The organism is Streptomyces sp. B1866 (assembly GCF_031932565.1).
Lineage (GTDB): Bacteria > Actinomycetota > Actinomycetes > Streptomycetales > Streptomycetaceae > Streptomyces.
Genome location: NZ_JAVSCF010000030.1, coordinates 19,920 through 37,360, shown reverse-complemented (window position 1 = coordinate 37,360; position 17,441 = coordinate 19,920). Strand labels below are relative to the sequence as shown.

The 17,441-nt window shown below is 76.4% G+C and carries 13 protein-coding genes; 7 read left to right on the top strand and 6 right to left on the bottom strand.

What is annotated here, in order from left to right; genetic code table 11:
* Positions 1-189 precede the first annotated feature (189 nt).
* Positions 190-1,260, bottom strand: a complete 1,071-nt coding sequence (gene zapE / locus RKE29_RS07275; protein ID WP_312004233.1) for a cell division protein ZapE — start codon at positions 1,258-1,260, stop codon at positions 190-192.
* A 262-nt stretch (positions 1,261-1,522) separates the two neighbouring features.
* On the opposite strand from zapE, the gene RKE29_RS07270 reads away from it, so the two are divergent.
* The 4 genes from RKE29_RS07270 to msrB all read left to right on the top strand — a co-directional run bounded on the left by RKE29_RS07270 (position 1,523) and on the right by msrB (position 5,080).
* Complete coding sequence (locus tag RKE29_RS07270; RefSeq protein ID WP_312004227.1) at positions 1,523-2,332, top strand: pyrimidine reductase family protein; 810 nt, start codon at positions 1,523-1,525, stop codon at positions 2,330-2,332.
* A gap of 168 nt (positions 2,333-2,500) precedes the next feature.
* On the top strand, positions 2,501-2,977 hold the full coding sequence (locus RKE29_RS07265) for an indole-3-glycerol phosphate synthase (RefSeq protein ID WP_312004232.1): 477 nt from the start codon (positions 2,501-2,503) through the stop codon (positions 2,975-2,977).
* A 231-nt stretch (positions 2,978-3,208) separates the two neighbouring features.
* Positions 3,209-4,648, top strand: coding sequence for a UDP-N-acetylmuramate--L-alanine ligase (murC, locus tag RKE29_RS07260; protein WP_312004226.1), 1,440 nt, complete (start codon positions 3,209-3,211; stop codon positions 4,646-4,648).
* A gap of 24 nt (positions 4,649-4,672) precedes the next feature.
* A complete protein-coding gene (gene msrB, locus RKE29_RS07255) occupies positions 4,673-5,080 on the top strand; it encodes a peptide-methionine (R)-S-oxide reductase MsrB (protein ID WP_312004225.1) in 408 nt (135 codons plus the stop codon).
* Positions 5,081-5,104: 24 nt separating this feature from the next.
* Here msrB and treZ read toward each other — a convergent pair whose 3' ends face one another.
* The 3 genes from treZ to RKE29_RS07240 all read right to left on the bottom strand — a co-directional run bounded on the left by treZ (position 5,105) and on the right by RKE29_RS07240 (position 9,191).
* Positions 5,105-6,790: a malto-oligosyltrehalose trehalohydrolase gene (treZ, locus tag RKE29_RS07250; RefSeq protein ID WP_312004231.1), complete on the bottom strand. Its 1,686-nt coding sequence runs from the start codon at positions 6,788-6,790 to the stop codon at positions 5,105-5,107.
* A gap of 345 nt (positions 6,791-7,135) precedes the next feature.
* Positions 7,136-7,819 carry a response regulator transcription factor gene (locus tag RKE29_RS07245; protein WP_312004224.1) on the bottom strand — a complete coding sequence of 228 codons (684 nt, stop codon included), beginning with the start codon at positions 7,817-7,819 and terminating at the stop codon, positions 7,136-7,138.
* Positions 7,820-7,988: 169 nt separating this feature from the next.
* Positions 7,989-9,191 (bottom strand): histidine kinase, encoded by a 1,203-nt coding sequence (locus RKE29_RS07240; protein ID WP_312004223.1) that lies wholly within the window; start codon positions 9,189-9,191, stop codon positions 7,989-7,991.
* Between the two features lie 154 nt (positions 9,192-9,345).
* Between RKE29_RS07240 and RKE29_RS07235 the strand changes: the two genes are divergently transcribed.
* On the top strand, positions 9,346-9,624 hold the full coding sequence (locus RKE29_RS07235; RefSeq protein WP_312004222.1) for a hypothetical protein: 279 nt from the start codon (positions 9,346-9,348) through the stop codon (positions 9,622-9,624).
* A 210-nt stretch (positions 9,625-9,834) separates the two neighbouring features.
* Here RKE29_RS07235 and treY read toward each other — a convergent pair whose 3' ends face one another.
* Together treY and glgX are read right to left on the bottom strand one after the other, a co-directional pair.
* The gene (treY, locus tag RKE29_RS07230) at positions 9,835-12,411 is read right to left on the bottom strand and encodes a malto-oligosyltrehalose synthase (RefSeq protein ID WP_312004221.1); all 2,577 of its coding nucleotides are present in this window, start codon (positions 12,409-12,411) and stop codon (positions 9,835-9,837) included.
* Positions 12,412-12,637: 226 nt separating this feature from the next.
* On the bottom strand, positions 12,638-14,821 hold the full coding sequence (glgX, locus tag RKE29_RS07225) for a glycogen debranching protein GlgX (protein ID WP_312004220.1): 2,184 nt from the start codon (positions 14,819-14,821) through the stop codon (positions 12,638-12,640).
* Positions 14,822-15,057: 236 nt separating this feature from the next.
* Here glgX and RKE29_RS07220 point away from each other — a divergent pair, with 236 nt between their 5' ends.
* Together RKE29_RS07220 and RKE29_RS07215 are read left to right on the top strand one after the other, a co-directional pair.
* The gene (locus RKE29_RS07220) at positions 15,058-15,891 is read left to right on the top strand and encodes a Tat pathway signal sequence domain protein (protein ID WP_312004219.1); all 834 of its coding nucleotides are present in this window, start codon (positions 15,058-15,060) and stop codon (positions 15,889-15,891) included.
* Positions 15,892-16,071: 180 nt separating this feature from the next.
* Positions 16,072-17,412 carry a copper amine oxidase gene (locus tag RKE29_RS07215; protein WP_312004218.1) on the top strand — a complete coding sequence of 447 codons (1,341 nt, stop codon included), beginning with the start codon at positions 16,072-16,074 and terminating at the stop codon, positions 17,410-17,412.
* The last annotated feature ends 29 nt before the right edge of the window (positions 17,413-17,441 follow it).

Genomic DNA, 17,441 nt, shown 5'->3' with positions numbered 1-17,441 from the left:
CCCGGCTGCAAGGCGGAGGAGGAGAGCACAGGGGGCACCTCCCAGCGGGTAGCTGGGGGAGGCACTGCGTGCGACGACGACAACGCCGCACGGGGGCACTCCCGGCGGTAGCCGGGGGCGGGGGCACCCCCAGCGGTAGCTGGGGGAGTGCCGGGCGTCGCGAGCCCGCCCTGATCCACACGACACGGCCTAGGCCTGGGCGAGCCGGGCGCCGTCCCGGGCCAGCGCGGTGAGCCGGGACACCGCGCGGTGGTACTTCTTGCGGTAGCCGCCGCGCAGCATCTCCGGGCTGAACAGCCGGTCCAGCGGGGTGCCGGAGGCCAGCACGGGCACCTCGCGGTCGTACAGCCGGTCCGCCAGGACCACCAGGCGCAGCGCCGCCGCCTGGTCGGGTACGGGCGCGACCCCGGTCAGGCACACGGCCCGTACGCCGTCGCACAGGGCGCCGTAGCGGCTCGGGTGGAGGGCCGCGAGGTGGCCGAGGAGCGCGGGGAAGCCGTCCAGGCAGGCGCCGGGCAGGCGGTGGGCGGCCCGTACGACCGCGTCGGGGGACAGCGGGGGCGGGGCCTCGGGCAGGCCGCGGTGCCGGTAGTCCTCGCCGTCGACGCGCAGCGTGCGGAAGCGGGCGGCGAGGCCCTGGATCTCGCGGAGGAAGTCGGCGGCGGCGAACCGGTCCTCGCCGAGCCTGCCGGGAAGCGTGTTGGAGGTGGCGGCCAGCGCCACGCCCGCGTCGGCGAGCCGGCCCAGGAGCGTGGAGACCAGCACGGTGTCGCCGGGGTCGTCCAGCTCGAACTCGTCCACGCACAGCAGCCGGTGCCCGCTCAGGGCCCGTACGGCCTCCTGGAAGCCGAGGGCGCCGGCCAGGTGCGTCAGCTCCACGAACGTGCAGAACGCCTTGCGGGCGGGTTCGGCGGGCGCGGCGTGCCACAGGGAGGCGAGCAGGTGGGTCTTGCCGACGCCGAAGCCGCCGTCCAGGTACACGCCGCGCGCCTCGCCGGGCGGGGCGGGCCGGGACCGGGCGGGCCACCAGCGGGCGCGGCGGCCCGCCCGGCCCTCGCGGTCTCCCCGGTCCGCCCCGCTCCCGCGGCGGCCCGGGCCGAGGGAGGCGGCGAAGGCGTCGAGGGCGCGTACGGCCGCGGCCTGGCTCGGCTGGGACGGGTCGGGGACGTAACTGCCGAAGCTCACGTCCGCGAAGCGGGGCGGGGGCACCAGGCCGGCGACGAGGCGGTCGGCAGGGACGTGCGGCGTACGGGCGGTCAGGGCGCCGGGCGCGGCCTGGCCGGGAACGGCAGGGGGCGCCGCCGGGGGACCGCCGTCCGCGCCGCCGGGGCCGCTCACCGGCTCGTCGGCGTCGCGGCGGCCCGGTCCGGGGGCGGGGGCTGCGGGGGACACGCGTTCCCAGGGTAGTCGGCGGACGCGGCGGCGCCCGGGTGCTGCGCCGCGGGCCGGGCGGGCCGGCCCCGTCCGGCGGCGGGCGAGGCCGCCCGGCCGCTCGTGTCCCGCGCGTGGCACACTGCCGCGTATGCGACGCCTGTTCCCTCCGTCTGCCGAGGACACCGGGACGGCCGGCCTGTCCCCCTTCGAGGACCGCGCGTGGGACCTCGACGAGCTGGCCGACGCGTACGCCTATCCGGCCCGTCCCGAGCAGGCGGGCGCGGGCGGCGGCTGGCTGCGGGCGAACATGGTGTCCTCGCTGGACGGCGCCGCCTACCACGACGGGCGGTCCAGGGCCCTGTCGTCGGACGCCGACATGCGGATCTTCGGGGTGCTGCGCGGGCTCGCGGACGCGGTGGTGGTGGGTGCCGGGACGGTGCGCGCCGAGGGCTACCGACCCGCCCGCGCGCGCGAGGCGTTCGCGGCGCGCCGGGCGGCCCTCGGGCAGCCGCCGACGCCGGTGATCGCCGTGGTCAGCGCCCGGCTCGACCTGGACTTCGACCGGCCGCTGTTCACCGAGGCCCTGGTGCCCACGATCCTGGTCACCGGCGCGCAGGCCCCGGCGGACCGGCTGGCGGCGGCGCGGGCGGTCGGCGCGGAGGTCGTGGTCGCGGGGGAGGGGGCGCGCGTCGACCCCGCGCGCGTGGTGGCGGCGCTCGCCGGGCGGGGCCTGACCCGGCTGCTGACGGAGGGCGGCCCGCGGCTGCTCGGGCAGTTCGTGGCGGCGGGGGTGCTGGACGAGCTGTGCCTCGCGCTCGCGCCGCTGGTCACGGCGGGCGACGCGGCGCGCATCGCGAACGGGCCCGGGCTCGCGGTGCCCGACCGCTTCTCGCTGACCTCCGTGGTGGAGGAGGAGGGCTTTCTTTTCGCACGATACAGCCGGGACCGCCTGGGCTGACGAAGATCGGAAAATCCCGTTCCGTACGGCTCGCGCGGGGCAGACTTGATTCCACGTGGGCCGGACAAGCCCGCGCAGAATGGTTTCTGTCGGATGCGTAAGGCCCAGGGTGACGGGCCCCCGCGACCTGCGAAGGAGAAGGGCGCCGCCGTGTTCACGAGCGTACTGATGATCGAAAAGCCCCTGACCCCCGCCGACGTGGAGTTCGTCACCACCCTGCACGGCGACGACCCCGTCTCCTTCGTCGTGCTCATGCAGCCGCGTGGCAGCAAGGACCGGCTGCTGCGCGCCATCGACGACATCGCGCTCGGCGAGCTGGAGCAGGCCGTCCAGGAGGCCGGCGAACCGGAGGGGCGGGAGGCGCTGCCGCCCGCCCGGCTGGCCCTGGAGCACACGCTCGCCGCGCTGCGCGAGGCGGGCAGCGAAGCCGTCGGGCAGGTGGTCGAGGACCACCCGCTGGACCTGCTGCGCTCGGTGGTCGAGGAGACCGGGGCGGACGAGGTGATCGTGCTGACCGCACCGCACTTCGTGGAGGAGTTCTTCCACCGGGACTGGGCGTCGCGGGCGCGGCACACGGTGGGCGTGCCGGTGCTCAAACTGTTCGCCCACGCGGTGGACGAGGGGCAGGCGGCGGCCGGCGGCTGACGGCCCCGCTCCCCGGCGCGGCGGGCGCGGCGGGGCCCGGCGGGCGGGTGCCGCCGTCCGGCCCCCGGGCGTTCACCGGGTGTACGGCGGGGCGGCCGGGGGCGGGCCGCCGAAGTGCGAGAATCGGGGTCGGCCGCGCGGCGGCGGGCCCCCGGCCGCGCCGGCGCCGCGCACCGGCACGCCGACGGCACGCGTCGGCACCGCACACCGACGACCAGGGGAGACCCGCACATGGCACCGGCTGGCTTCGCCTCCGCCGCGACGGACCGACCGCACTTCATCGGCATCGGAGGCGCCGGCATGTCGGGCATCGCCAAGATCCTCGCGCTGCGCGGCGCGCGGGTGGCGGGCAGCGACGCCAAGGACTCCCCGACCGCCCGGGCACTGCGCGACCTCGGGGCCACCGTGCACATCGGGCACGCCGCCGAGCACCTGGCCGCCGACGCCACGCGCGTGGTCGTCTCCAGCGCCATCCGCGCCGACAACCCGGAGACGGCGCGCGCCGCCGAGCTGGGCATTCCCGTGGTGCACCGCTCCGACGCGCTCGCCGCGCTGCTGGCGGGCACCCGGCCGGCGGCCGTCGCGGGCACCCACGGCAAGACCACCACCACGTCCATGCTCGCCGTCGGGCTCACCGCGCTGGGCCTGGACCCGTCCTACGTCATCGGCGGCGACATCGACGGGCTCCTGTCGGGCGCCCGCCACGGCGGCGGCGAGATCTTCGTCGCCGAGGCGGACGAGAGCGACCGCAGCTTCCACAAGTACGCCCCCGAGGTGGCCGTCGTCCTGAACGTGGAGCTGGACCACCACGCCACCTACGCCTCCCTGGAGGAGATGTACGCGGCGTACGAGACCTTCGCCGCCGGGATCCGGCCCGGCGGCACGCTCGTGGTCTGCGCCGACGACCCCGGCGCCCGCGAGCTGGCGGCGCGGGTGCGCGGCCGGGCCGGGCTGCGCGTGCTGGCCTACGGCGCGGCGCCGGACGCGGACGTGCGGGTGCTGGGCGTGCTGCCCCGGGGGCAGGCGAGCGAGGTGACCGTCGCCCTGCCCGAGGACCTGGTCGGTGCGGAGGCGGGTGAGCTGGCCTTCACCGTGTCCGTCCCGGGCCGCCACTACGCGCTCAACGCCGTCGCCGCCCTGACCGCGGGCGCCGCCCTGGGCGCCCCGGTCCGCGGCCTGGCGTCCGCCCTGGGCACGTACCGGGGCGTGGGCCGCCGTCTCCAGCCGAAGGGCACCGCGGCCGGGGTCGCGGTCCTCGACACCTACGCGCACCACCCCACCGAGATGGCCGCCGACCTGGAGGCCGTCCGCGGCACGGCCGGGGACGGCCGGGTGCTGGTCGTCTACCAGCCGCACCTGTTCAGCCGCACCCGGGAGCTGGGCGCCGAGATGGGCCGGGCGCTGGCCCTGGCCGACGCGTCCGTGGTGCTCGCCGTCTACCCCGCGCGCGAGGACCCGATCCCCGGTGTGACCAGCGCCCTGGTCGTGGACGCGGCCCGCGCGGCGGGCGCCGACGCCACCGCCGCGCCGGACGGCGACGCGGCCGTGGCGGCGGTGGCCGGAATGGCCAAGCCCGGGGATCTCGTTCTCACCATGGGAGCGGGGGACGTGACCGACCTCGGTCCGCGGATCCTGGCCCGCCTGCGGGACCGGGAGAGCCTGGAGAGCTGACGAGTTGAGGGGACGGCCGGAGAAATGCCGTACGAGATCGACAAGCCCGAAGAGCAGTGGCGCGCGGAGCTGACGCCGCAGGAGTACCACGTCCTGCGCGAGGCGGGCACCGAGCGGGCCTTCACCGGCGAGTACACCGACACCAAGGCGGTAGGCGTGTACTCCTGCCGCGCGTGCGGGGCCGAGCTGTTCCGGTCGGAGACGAAGTTCGAGAGCCACTGCGGCTGGCCGTCCTTCTACGACCCGGCGGACTCCTCGGCCGTCGAACTGCTGGAGGACCGCTCCTACGGCACGGTGCGCACGGAGGTGCGCTGCGCCCGCTGCGGCTCGCACCTGGGGCACGTCTTCGCGGGCGAGGGCTACCCCACCCCGACCGACCAGCGCTACTGCATCAACTCGGTATCGCTGCGGCTGACGCCCTCCGAGGGCTGAGCCCCGCCCCGCGCCGACCGGGGGTCAGCGCAGCACGGCCGCCGTCCCGGGCGGCAGCCGCAGCGTGCCGTCCGCGGCCGGCGGCTCCACCGGGCCCCACGCGGCGGCGACCGACGGGAAGGCGCCCGGCCGCAGCCGGGCGGTGGCCGGGGCCGGGCCGGGGTTGACGGCGACCAGGAGCGGGCCGCGCTGGAAGGTGAGCCGGCCGTCCGGGCCCGCGGTGACGTCCTCGTAGGCCCAGTCCGGGTCGGTGAGGGCGGGCTCGGCGCGGCGCAGCGCGATCAGGCGCCGGTACCAGGCGAGCAGCGCGGCGTGCGGCTCCCGCTCGGGCTCGGCCCAGTCCAGGCAGGAGCGCAGCCGGGTGGCCGGGTCCTGCGGGTCGGGCACGTCGCCGGCCGGCCAGCCGTGCGCGGCGAACTCGCGGCGGCGGCCCGCGCGCACCGCCTCGGCCAGCTCCGGGTCCTGGTGGTCGGTGAAGTACTGCCACGGGGTGCGGGCGCCCCACTCCTCGCCCATGAACAGCATGGGCGTGAACGGGGAGAGCAGGACGACCGCCGCCGCGCACGCCAGCCGTCCCGGGTCCAGGCTCGCGGACAGCCGGTCGCCGACGGCCCGGTTGCCGACCTGGTCGTGGGTCTGGGCGTAGGCCAGGAGGCGGTGCGAGGGCGTGGCCGGCGGGTTCAGCGGGCTGCCGTGGCGGCGGCCGCGGAAAGCCGAGTAGCGGCCGTCGTGCAGGAATCCGGCGCGCAGGACGGTGGCCAGGGCGGCGGGGCCCTCGGCGGCGAAGTCGGCGTAGTAGCCCTGCGACTCACCGGTCAGCACGGTGTGCAGGGCGTGGTGGAAGTCGTCGTTCCACTGGGCGTGCAGGCCCAGGCCGCCCGCCTCGCGCGGGGTGGTGGTGCGGGGGTCGTTCTGGTCGGACTCGGCTATCAGGAACAGCGGCCGGCCGGTGTGCGCGGCGAGCCGGTCCACCGCCGCCGACAGCTCCGCGAGGAAGTGCCGCGCGCGCGAGTCGCGCAGCGCGTGCACGGCGTCCAGCCGCAGCCCGTCGAGCCGGTAGTCGCGCAGCCAGGCCAGCGCGCTGCCGAGGAAGTACGCGCGCACCTCGTCCGAGCCGGGCCCGTCGAGGTTGACGGCCTGGCCCCAGGGGGTGTGGTAGGCGTCGGTGAAGTACGGGCCGAAGGCGGGCAGGCGGTTGCCGGAGGGCCCCAGGTGGTTGTGCACCACGTCCAGGACGACGCCGAGGCCGTGGCCGTGCGCGGCGTCGACGAACCGTTTCAGCCCGTCCGGGCCGCCGTAGGGCTCGTGCACCGCCCACGGCGCCACCCCGTCGTACCCCCAGCCGTGCCGCCCGGGGAAGGGGCACACCGGCATCAGCTCCACGTGCGTGACGCCCAGGTCGGCCAGGTGCGGCAGGCGGGCCGCGGCCGCGTCGAAGGTGCCCTCGCGCGTGAAGGTCCCCACGTGCAGCTCGTAGAGCACCGCGCCGGGCAGCTGCCGCCCGTACCACCGGTGCCGCCAGGCGAAGCGCGCGTGGTCCACGACCGCGCCCAGCCCCTCCGGACCGTCCGGCTGGCGTCGGGAGCGCGGGTCCGGCAGGGCGGGGCCGCCGTCCAGCGCGAAGCCGTACGCCCAGCCGTGCCCGGCGCCGGCCTCGGCGCGCCACCACCCGTCCCGGGCCGGGTCGCGCTCCATGGGAACCGGCCGCACGCGCGGGCGGCCGGAAACGCCCCCGGGGCCCGTACGGACGCCGGGCACGGCGGCGCCCCCAGGGTCTCCAGGGGACGACGAGCCCCCGGGGGGTGACAGGAGCAGGTCCACCCGGTCGGCGCGCGGCGCCCACACCTCGAACAGCACTGGCGTCTCCTCCTCGTCCCGTGGCGGCGTCCCGTTGCGGCCCGCACGCTGCTGCCGGCCCGCGTCCCGTGCGGTCGGCCCCGGTCGCGCCGGCGACTGCGGCGTACACCGGTGAATCCCTGCCCTCGCTCGCGCGGAGCACGCCGCGCGAGGGCCCGCCCGCGCGGGGCGTCCGCGCGCCGCGCGCCCGGGCCGGGACTACCCGGCGCCGTCCAGCAGGCCGGCGTCGTGGGCCAGCAGCGCGATCTGCACCCGGTTGTTGAGATCCAGCTTGGTCAGGATCCGCGACACGTGCGTCTTGACCGTGGCCACGCTCATGAACAGCTCGGCGGCGATCTCCGCGTTCGGCCTGCCCTGGCCGACGGCGACGGCGACCTCCCGCTCCCGGTCGTTCAGCCGGTCCAGCAGTCGCGCGGCCCGGTCCCGGCGCGCGTCCCGGCCGGAGTCGGCCACGTGCGCGATGAGCTGCTGGGTCACGGCCGGAGACAGCACCGGGTCGCCCGCCGCCACGCGCCGCACGGCGGCCACGATCTCGGCGGGCGGGGTGTCCTTGAGCAGGAAGCCCGCGGCCCCGGCGCGCAGGGCGCGCAGCACGTGCTCCTCCGCGTTGAACGTCGTCAGCACGATGACCTGCGGCGGGCGCCGCCGGCGGCGCAGCGCCTCGGTCGCCGCCAGCCCGTCCACCGTCGGCATGCGCAGGTCCATCAGGACCACGTCGGGCGCGTGCAGATCCGCCAGACGGGTGGCCTCCGCGCCGTCGGCCGCCTCGCCCACGACCTCGATGTCGGGGGAGCCGCCGAGCATCAGCCGCAGCCCCGCGCGCACCAGCGGGTCGTCGTCGACGAGCAGCAGCCGGACGGTCGCGGACACGGGGGCGGTCACCTTCGCTTGCCTCGCTGCGGTGGGGTCTGGGGACGGCGGGTCGGTCCGGGCGGTACGGGCGTCACGGGGTCGGCCGCGAGGCGGCCGGGAACCCGGAAGCGACGCCGCGCGGCCCGGGCGCCTCCCGCGCGGGCCGCCGGCCGGCGTCCGGCCGGCGGCCCGCACAAGATCAGTATGCGGGCCACGGCAGCCACGCGTACAGCCGGAACTCCCCGTCCTCGGACGGCCCGCACTCCAGCCGCCCGCCCGCGAGCACCGCCCGCTCGGCCAGTCCCGTCAGGCCCTGGCCCGCGCCCGGGATCGGCGACGGGGCCGCCTCCCGCGCGGGCAGCGGATTGCGCACCTCCACCATCAGTCCCTCGCCCGCCGCGCCCGCCGCGGTCACCGTCACCTCGGCGCCCGGCGCGTGCTTGCGGGCGTTCGTCAACCCCTCCTGCACGATCCGGTAGGCGGTGCGGCCCGTGGAGCCCGGCACGCCCCGCGCGTCCGCCGCCGTCCCGCGCAGCGCCACCCGCATGCCCGCCTCCCGGGACTCCGCCACCAGGCGCGGCAGGTCGGCCAGGGTGGGCTGCGGCCGGGCGGGCGCGCCGGGCGCGCCGTCGCCGTCCTCGGCCCCGGCCTCGCCGGACGGCGCCCGCAGCACGCCGATCACCTCGCGCAGGTCCTGCAAGGCCTGGTGCGCGCTGTCGCGGATCACCGACGCGGCGCGGGCCACGTCCTCGGGAGGGGCGTCGGTGCGGTACTCCAGCGCGCCCGCGTGGACGCTCAGCAGCGACAGCCGGTGGGCGAGCACGTCGTGCATCTCCCGGGCGATCCGCTCGCGCGTGAGGCGCTGCGCGTGCTCCGCGCGCAGCGCCGCCTCCGCCTCCGCACGCAGCGCCCGCTCGCGCAGCGACCGCAGCAGCAGGCGCCGGGATCGTACGAACATGCCCCAGCCGATGGCGCCGCCGTACAGGACCGTGCCGATCAGCACGGACATGGTGTAGGTCAGGCCCGGGTCGGGCCGCACCACGCCGCCGGCCACCGCCGCGGCCGCCGCCAGGCCGCCGACCACGGCGGCCGTCTGGAACGACCGGTGCACGGCGACCGTGAACAGGGCCACGAGCAGCGGCCCGGCGACGAAGTGCGACACCGTGGACACCGGCAGCAGCACCAGCGACAGACTCACCGGCCACCGGCGGCGCAGCCACAGCGCGGCGCACGCCACCGCGCCCGTCACCTGGTCGGCGGCCAGCTCGGCGGGCGACACCGACGGATCGGAGACCACGTCCCCGGAGGTCAGCACGGAGAACGCCGCGGCCACCACGCAGCAGGCGATGTCGACGGCCCAGTCGCGCGGCGTGCGGCGCCTCACCGTTTCCTGGCTGCCCATGGGCCCGAATCTACTGGCCGGACCGCGGGCGTGCGCCCGGCCGCGGTCCGGCCCCGGCCGCCCGGCGGACGGCGCGCGGAACACCGACCAAAGTCGCACGGCCGGCGACCTTCGGCCGACCCGCCGCCGCCGCGGTCCCGCCTAGCTTCACAGCATGAAGAAGGCACTGGAAGCGGCCGGGCTGGTCCTCCTCGCCGAGGGCGCGGCCGGTCTCCTCCACCACACCGCGGGCTGGTTCGGCCTGTGGGCCTGGCTGCGGCACGTGCCCTTCCTGCACGGCTACGAGGTGTTCGCCAACGCGGTGCTGGCCGTGCTCGGCGTCGGGCTCCTCGCCGCCTCCGAGGCGTCGGGGCGGCGGCAGCCGGGGCCGCCCGCCCGCGCGGACGGCGCGTCCCGCGACACCGCCCGCGCGGACGGCCCCGGGCGGGAATAGGCGGGAGCGAGGCGTCCCGCGCGGGAACCGCCCTCCGCGCGTCCGCCCGCCCCGGGGGTACCCGGCGCCCGTCCAGCCCGTCCAGCCCGTCCAGCCCGTCCCGTCCGTGCCCGGCCCCGGCCGGTGACGTGCGCGGTACCGCCGCCCGGCCGCTTCCCCCGGGAGGCCGTACAGGCCCGCATCGCCCGCGCGCGGTCCGCCGCGCCGGCCTCACGCGCGTACCAGCAGGGCGACCGGCAGCACCGCGAACAACTCGCCCAGCGGGCACCGGCCCTCCGCCTCGCGGCCGGTGAGCAGGTCGCGCCAGCGGCCCGGGGGCAGCGGCAGTTCGTCGCCCTCCCAGCCGCCCGCCTCCGCCAGGCGGCGGGCGAGGCGGGTGACGGCGGTGACGGCCGCGCCGCCCCCGCCGCCCAGGAGTCCCGCGGCCGGGCCGCTGCCGCTGTGCCCGTCGTGGCCGCGGACGAAGGCCACGCAGTGCGCCGCAGACGGTCCGTGCGCCTCCAAGGGCACGTACGAGCCGGCCGGGCCGAACCACTCCGGGTGCCGGCGGCGCAGCCGCAGGGCCGCCGCCGTCACCCGCAGCTTCTCGGCGGACAGGCCCTCCGCGGGGCGCCCGGCCTCCAGGTCGGCCGCCAGGCGGGCGAGCAGGTCGGGGCGCGGGCCGGGCGGGCGGCGGTTGTCCGGGTCCACCAGGGCACGGTACTCGTGCTCGGTGCCCATGTAGACGTCCGGCACCCCGGGCATGGTCAGGTGCAGCAGGGCCGCGCCGAGCGTGGTGGCCCGTACGGCGTCGGCCAGATCCCGCTCGAACGCGGCGAAGTCCGGCGTGTCGCCCGCGTAGGCGGGGCCCGCGGCCACGAACGCGGCCAGCCGCTCCTCGTACACCGGGTCCGGCTCGGTCCACGTGGTGCGCAGCGCCGCCTCCCGCTCGCCCTTGAGCACCGCGCCGGCCAGCCGGTCCGCACGCCCGGTGGCGGCCTCCTCCCCGGTGCCCGCCTCCGATCCGCCGTCGGCCTGCGGTCCGGCGCCCGCCGGCGGTCCGGAGCCGAGGCCGAACGCCGTCTGCCAGGCCGCCCAGGCCACGTGCGGGTCCGGCGCGGCGGGCGGCCGCACGCCGTGCTCCTCCCGCGGCCGCGCCAGCCGGTCCAGCAGCTCCTCCCACTGCTCCGGGGCCTCGGTCAGCGCGGCGATCCGCGCCCGTACGTCCGCGCTGCGCTTGGTGTCGTGCGTGGTCAGCGCGGTGCCGGTGGCGGGCCAGTCGCGCAGCAGCCGGGCGCAGTAGGCGTGGAACTCGTGCGGGGCCACGGTCGCGCGGCCCGGCTCGCCGCCGACCTCCGTGGCCGACAGCAGCGGCACGTACCGGTAGAACGCCCGGTCCTCCGCCGACTTCGCCCGCAGCGCGCCCGCCGCCTGCGCGAACCGGGCGCAGAAGTCCCGGTGGTCGGGTGCGTCGCCCAGCCGGCCGAGCGCCGCGTCCCGCACCGCGTCCACCGCCCGCGCCTCCTGCGGCACGGGGAAGGCCGCGCGGTCGGCGCGCGCGGCCTCGGCCGCCTCCTCCAGCATGGCCGCGTCCACCGGCGGCACGGGCGCGCCCGGCCGCGCGTACGGCCGGTAGACCGGCAGCCTGACCAGCAGCTCGCGGATCGCCGTGCGCAGCGCCCAGGGCGCGTGGTCGCGCAGCCGCGGCGCGGCGCCGCAGATCCGGGCAGCGGTGCGGACCAGCCGCTCCACCTCGGCGGCCAGGTCGTACGCGACCATCTCGTACGCCGCGCGGCGCGCGGTCGCCGGCCAGTCGCCGCCCCGGTCCGCGGCGGGCGCGGCGCGGCGGCGGTAGATCCCGGTGAGCGCCGCCAGGCCGTCGGGGTCGGTGAACAGGCCGTCGACGTGCCGCAGCGCGTCGTAGCCCGTGGTGCCGGCGACCGGCCAGTGGGCGGGCAGCCGCTCGTCCGGGCCGAGGATCTTCTCCACGACCGTCCACCGGCCGCCCCCGGCCGCGTCGGCGACCGCGCGGTCCAGCTGCCGCAGGTAGCCCTCCGGGTCGGCCAGGCCGTCGGGGTGGTCCACGCGCAGGCCCTCGACCACGCCGTCGCGCACCAGCTCCAGCAGCTTGGCGTGGGTGGCCGCGAACACCTCGGGGTCCTCCACCCGCACCGCTATCAGACCGGAGACGGTGAAGAAGCGGCGGTAGTTCAGCTCGGTGCGGGCCAGGCGCCACCAGCCGAGCCGGTACCACTGCGCGTCCAGCAGGGCGGGCAGCGGCAGGTTCTCGGTGCCGGGCCGCAGCGGGAACTCGTGGTCGTGGTAGTGCAGCACGCCGTGCTCGGCCACCAGGTGCTTCAGCTCGTCGCCGATCGGCCCGCCCAGGACGGGCAGCAGCAGCTTGCCGCGCAGGGCCCCCCAGTCGATGTCGAACCACCGCGCGTACGGCGAGCCGGGCCCCTCCCGCAGCACCTCCCACAGCGGCCGGTTCAGCCGCTCGGGCACCGGGACCGCCATGTGGTTGGGCACGATGTCGGCGACGAGGCCCAGACCGTGCTCGCGGGCCGCGCCGGCCAGGGCCCGCAGCCCCGCCTCGCCGCCCAGCTCGGCCCGTACGGCCGTGTGGTCCACCACGTCGTAGCCGTGCGTGGAGCCGGGCACCGCCTCCAGGACGGGCGACAGGTGCAGGTGCGACACGCCGAGCGAGGCGAGGTAGGGCACGGCCTGGCGTGCGGCGTCGAAGGGGAAGTCGGGGCGCAGCTGGAGGCGGTAGGTGGCGGTGGGCGGCGCGCCACGCTCTGGGGCCATCTCTCTCCTAGCGAGGGACCACCGGCTTCAGCCGGTAGGGGAACCCGCGGTCTGGTAGTTTGCTCTCGCCCTGGAAGGGGCCGGTTCGGGCTGGACCGCAACCCTCAGGTTGGAAGCCCCCCTCCTTCAGGCGGGGGAGCGGAGTCACGATGGGCGAATCGCGCTCCGGGCGGTTTCGGGCGGGCGGGGCCATCCCGGCCGCGCCCGCCGCCCCTCCCGCCTCCCTCTAACCCGGCCGCTGGAGGACCACCAGGCTGCGGTCCACCAGCGTCAGCCGGTCGCCCGCCTGCACCTTCCTGCCGCCGCCCGGCTCCACGCCCTCCGGCACGCCGGTGTCCACCACGACCTGCCACTGCCTGCCGTGGTCGACCGGCACGGTGAAGTCCAGCGGCGCGTCCTGCGCGTTGAACATCAGCAGGAAGGAGTCGTCGGTGATCCGCTCGCCGCGCGGCCCCGGCTCGGAGATCGCGTTGCCGTTGAGGAAGACCGTCAGCGACTTGGCGTGCGCCGCCTGCCAGTCGCGCTGCCGCATCTCCTCGCCCTCGGCGGTGAACCACGAGATGTCCGACAGCTCGTCGTGGGTGCCCTCCACCGGCCGGCCGTGGAAGAAGCGGCGGCGCCGGAAGACGGGGTGGTCGCGGCGCAGCCAGACGAGCGAGCGGGTGAAGCGCAGCAGGCCGAGGGCGTCGGCGCCGACCGCCTGCGGGCCCGTGCCGCCGCCGTCAGCGCCGCCGTCAGCGCCGCTCTCCGCGCCGCGGCGCGGATCCGGCCAGTGCACCCAGGAGATCTCGTTGTCCTGGCAGTACGCGTTGTTGTTGCCGCCCTGGGTGCGCCCGAACTCGTCGCCGTGGCTGAGCATCGGCACGCCCTGGGAGAGCATGAGGGTGGCGATGAAGTTGCGCGTCTGGCGGTCGCGCAGCGCCAGCACGTCCGGGTCGTCGGTGTCGCCCTCGGCGCCGCAGTTCCACGAGCGGTTGTAGCTCTCGCCGTCGCGGTTGCCCTCGCCGTTGGCCTCGTTGTGCTTGTCGTTGTAGCTGACCAGGTCGCGCAGGGTGAAGCCGTCGTGGCAGGTGACGAAGTTGACGGAGGCCAGCGGCCGCCGCCCGTCGTCCTGGTACAGGTCGGAGGAGCCGGTCAGCCGGGAGGCGAACTCGGCCAGCGTGCGCGGCTCGCCGCGCCACAGGTCGCGCACGGTGTCGCGGAACTTGCCGTTCCACTCGGTCCACAGCGGCGGGAAGTTGCCGACCTGGTAGCCGCCCTCGCCCACGTCCCACGGCTCGGCGATCAGCTTGACCTGGCTGACCACCGGGTCCTGCTGGACCAGGTCGAAGAACGACGACAGCCGGTCCACCTCGTGGAACTGCCGGGCCAGCGTCGCCGCGAGGTCGAAGCGGAAGCCGTCCACGTGCATCTCGGTGACCCAGTAGCGCAGCGAGTCCATGATCAGCTGGAGCACGTGCGGGCTGCGCATGAGCAGGGAGTTGCCGGTGCCCGTGGTGTCCATGTAGTACCGCCGGTCGTCCGTGAGCCGGTAGTACGACGGGTTGTCCAGGCCGCGGAAGGACAGCGTGGGCCCCAGGTGGTTGCCCTCGGCCGTGTGGTTGTAGACCACGTCCAGGATGACCTCGATCCCCGCCTGGTGCAGCGCGCGTACGGCCGACTTGAACTCCAGCACCTGCTGGCCGCGGTCGCCCCAGGACGCGTACGCGTTGTGCGGGGCGAAGAAGCCGATGGTGTTGTAGCCCCAGTAGTTCGCCAGACCCGAGTCCACCAGCCGGTGGTCGTTGACGAACTGGTGTACGGGCATCAGCTCCAGCGTGGTGACGCCCAGCTCGGTCAGGTGTTCGATGATGGCCGGGTGCGCCAGCGCCGCGTACGTGCCGCGCAGCTCCTCCGGCAGCCGGGGGTGCAGCATGGTCAGGCCCTTGACGTGGGCCTCGTAGATGACGGTCCGGTGGTAGTCGGTGCGCGGCGGCCGGTCGTCGCCCCAGTCGAAGTACGGGTTGACCACGACGGACGCCATGGTGTGCGGCGCGGAGTCGAGGTCGTTGCGGCTGTCGGGGGCGCCGAAGTGGTAGCCGTAGACCTCCTCGCCCCAGCGGACGGCGCCGCTGATCGCCTTGGCGTACGGGTCGAGCAGCAGCTTCGCCGAGTTGCAGCGCAGGCCCAGCTCGGGCTGGTACGGGCCGTGGACCCGGAAGCCGTACCGCTGACCCGGCATGACGCCCGGCAGGTAGACGTGCCGCACGAACGCGTCGGTCTCGCGCATCTCCACCGCGGTCTCCGAGCCGTCGTCGTCCAGCAGGCACAGCTCGACGCGTGTGGCGGCCTCGGAGAACACCGCGAAGTTCGTTCCGGCGCCGTCGTAGGTGGCGCCCAGTGGGTAAGCGTGCCCAGGCCAGAACTGCATGCGCCGACTCTTCCACCTCTCCCCCCGCCGCCGCGAGGAGGCATGCCCTCCCACCGGCCCGGAAGGCCGTGCCAACCGGTGCCGGGCGGCAGCGGGTCCGCTACCCCGCCGTCGAAAAACCTATGCGTGCACGGGCAACCCTTGTGGCCGGTGCTTCGTCCTACTGGGTGACACGAGCATCCCGCATTTCGCGGCATGTAGACCTAAGTGTCGCAAGATGGGGAAATGGGGGGACTGTGCGCGTATTGGTGCGCCGTCATCTGGGCAAGGCAGTGGCCGGTGCGGCCGTCGCGGTGACGGCGACGGCCGCCATGCTGGCCGTGACGCTTCCGGGGGACGCGGCCGGCGGGTCGCGGGCCGGGCGGGACGCCACGGGCGTCCAGGGTGCCGCGGGGGAGCCGGCGGACGGGGGACAGCCGGCCGCGCCGGGGCGGGACCGGCCGGGCGTGGTGGAGGAGGCGCCGGAGCAGGGCGCGCGGGGTGTGGGCTGGGACCCGCTCACCGAGGAGGAGATGCGGCGGGCGCAGGACGTCGCGCTGGCCCGCGTCCCGCGCGGGGCGAGCCGGGACGCCGCCGGCGGCGCGGGCCCGCAGCGGCTGACCACCAGCCTCGCCGAGCCGCCGGAGCGGGAGGCGGACGGCTCCGCGCCCCGGACCCGGCGCGCGGACGTCTCGTACTACGACTACGCCGACGACGCCTACGTCACCCGGACCGTCGACCTCGGCTCCGGCCGGGTCGAGCACACCGCCGTCCAGCACGGCGTGCAGCCGCCGCCCGTCCCGGACGAGGCGCGTGCGGCCGCCCGCGTGCTGATCGCCGACCGGCTCGGCGCCGGCCTGCGGGCGGACTACCGGGACGCCACCGGCCGGGAGCTGACCGGTCCCGGCCAGCTCACCGTCAGCGCCTTCGTCTACCGCGCGGCGACCGAGGGGTCGGCCGGCGGGAAGCTCGCGGAGTGCGGCCGGCACCGCTGCGTGCGGCTGTTCACCAGGGTCGCGAACGGGCCGTGGATCGACACCCGGGACCTGGTGGTCGACCTCAGCGCCCGCACGGTCACCCGCGTCCGCTGACCGCCGGGCGGGCCGGCGCACCGGCCCGCGCCTTCTGCGCGGTCCACGGGCCAAACCTCGCGGCCCGCGCTTCTTTCCCGCCGTCTCCGCCGTTCCCGCCGTCCTCGTCGACCGGCGGACGCGGTGCGGCGCGTTCATCACCTTGTCGTGTGCAGTCATTTCGAGTCCAGGAGTTTCCTCATGCGTGACAGCAGGCTTCGCCGCGCCCGCGGCCGGGTCGCGGCGGCCCTCGGAGCCGCCGCGCTCCTCGGCGTGGCGGGAGCGGCGACGGGACCGGCCCAGGCCGTCCCCCGGCCGGAACGGGGCCACCAGGCGGCCGCACCGGGCGCCGCGGGTCCGGACTGTGGCTCCCGCTACCGGATCGAGCAGAAGCTGGACGGCGGCACCGTCTGGCGGATGTGCTGGGCCTACGACGGCACCGCCGGCCTCGTGCTCGGCGACGTCTCCTACCAGCCCAAGGGCGAGCGCGCCCCGATCAAGGTGCTGACCTCGGCGAAGCTGGCCCAGATCCACGTCCCCTACGACGACGGGAACGCGGAGTTCGACGACCTCACCGGCGCGGGCTTCGCCCAGGGCGTCCAGCAGCTCGACCCGGCCGAGTGCCCTGGCGGCACCATCAAGACGGTGCACGTGCCGAACGCCGAGGACGCCCGCCACAGCAACGTCAAGGGCCTGTGCGCCACCACCCGCGCGCGCGGCCACGCCTACCGCATGGCCAACGAGCGGCACCCGGGCAAGCCCTACCAGGCCCAGGGCCGGGACCTGCTGCTGTACACCGTCAACAAGGTCGGCTGGTACGAGTACATCACCGAGTGGCGGTTCTCCGGCGACGGCACCATCGCCGCCCAGGCCGGTGCCACCGGCGCCCTGTCCCCGTACGACTACGACGCGGGCGACGGCCGCGGCTGGCCGATCGGCAAGGGCGCCAAGGACTACGCGACCAGCCATTACCACAACATCTTCTGGCGGTTGGACTTCGGCCTCGACGGCTCCTCGCACGGCACGGTCGAGCAGTACGACTCCGCGACGACCCCCCGCGCGGGCCGCACGGCGACGACCAGGACCGTCCGCACCCGGGTCGGCAGGGAACTCGCCGGTGACGCCACCGAGCGGCGCTGGTGGCGGGTCGTCAGCGAGAAGGGGAAGAACAAGGACGGGCACCCGCGGTCGTACGAGATCGTGCCGGGCCACACCAGCCGGTACACCGGGCGGTCCTACACGCGGCACGACCTGTACGTCACCGAGTACCGGCCGTGCGAGCAGTTCGCCAGCGAGAACCCCGGCGACTGCGGCCGGCACGCGCCCCGGAGTGTCGACAAGTGGGTGAACGGGCAGGTCCTCAAGCACCCGGTCGTCTGGGTCAACATCGGCTTCCACCACATCGCCAGGGACGAGGACCAGGAGCCCATGCCGGTGCACTGGCAGGGCTTCCAGCTCTCCCCGCGGGACGTGACCGCTATGAATCCGCTCACTCCCCGAGAGCTGTCCGGCCACAACGGCCACCGGGAAGGGGACGGCTGACCCGGTCGGTCGCCCGATCCTGATGCACC

Bases quoted from the DNA above. Each gene is read 5' to 3' on its own strand.
- RKE29_RS07270 (WP_312004227.1), top strand. From the start codon at position 1,523: ATGCGACGCCTGTTCCCTCCGTCTGCCGAGGACACCGGGACGGCCGGC.
- RKE29_RS07265 (WP_312004232.1), top strand. From the start codon at position 2,501: ATGATCGAAAAGCCCCTGACCCCCGCCGACGTGGAGTTCGTCACCACC.
- murC (WP_312004226.1), top strand. From the start codon at position 3,209: ATGGCACCGGCTGGCTTCGCCTCCGCCGCGACGGACCGACCGCACTTC.
- msrB (WP_312004225.1), top strand. From the start codon at position 4,673: ATGCCGTACGAGATCGACAAGCCCGAAGAGCAGTGGCGCGCGGAGCTG.
- RKE29_RS07240 (WP_312004223.1), bottom strand. From the start codon at position 9,191: ATGGGCAGCCAGGAAACGGTGAGGCGCCGCACGCCGCGCGACTGGGCC.
- RKE29_RS07235 (WP_312004222.1), top strand. From the start codon at position 9,346: ATGAAGAAGGCACTGGAAGCGGCCGGGCTGGTCCTCCTCGCCGAGGGC.
- treY (WP_312004221.1), bottom strand. From the start codon at position 12,411: ATGGCCCCAGAGCGTGGCGCGCCGCCCACCGCCACCTACCGCCTCCAG.
- glgX (WP_312004220.1), bottom strand. From the start codon at position 14,821: ATGCAGTTCTGGCCTGGGCACGCTTACCCACTGGGCGCCACCTACGAC.
- RKE29_RS07215 (WP_312004218.1), top strand. From the start codon at position 16,072: ATGCGTGACAGCAGGCTTCGCCGCGCCCGCGGCCGGGTCGCGGCGGCC.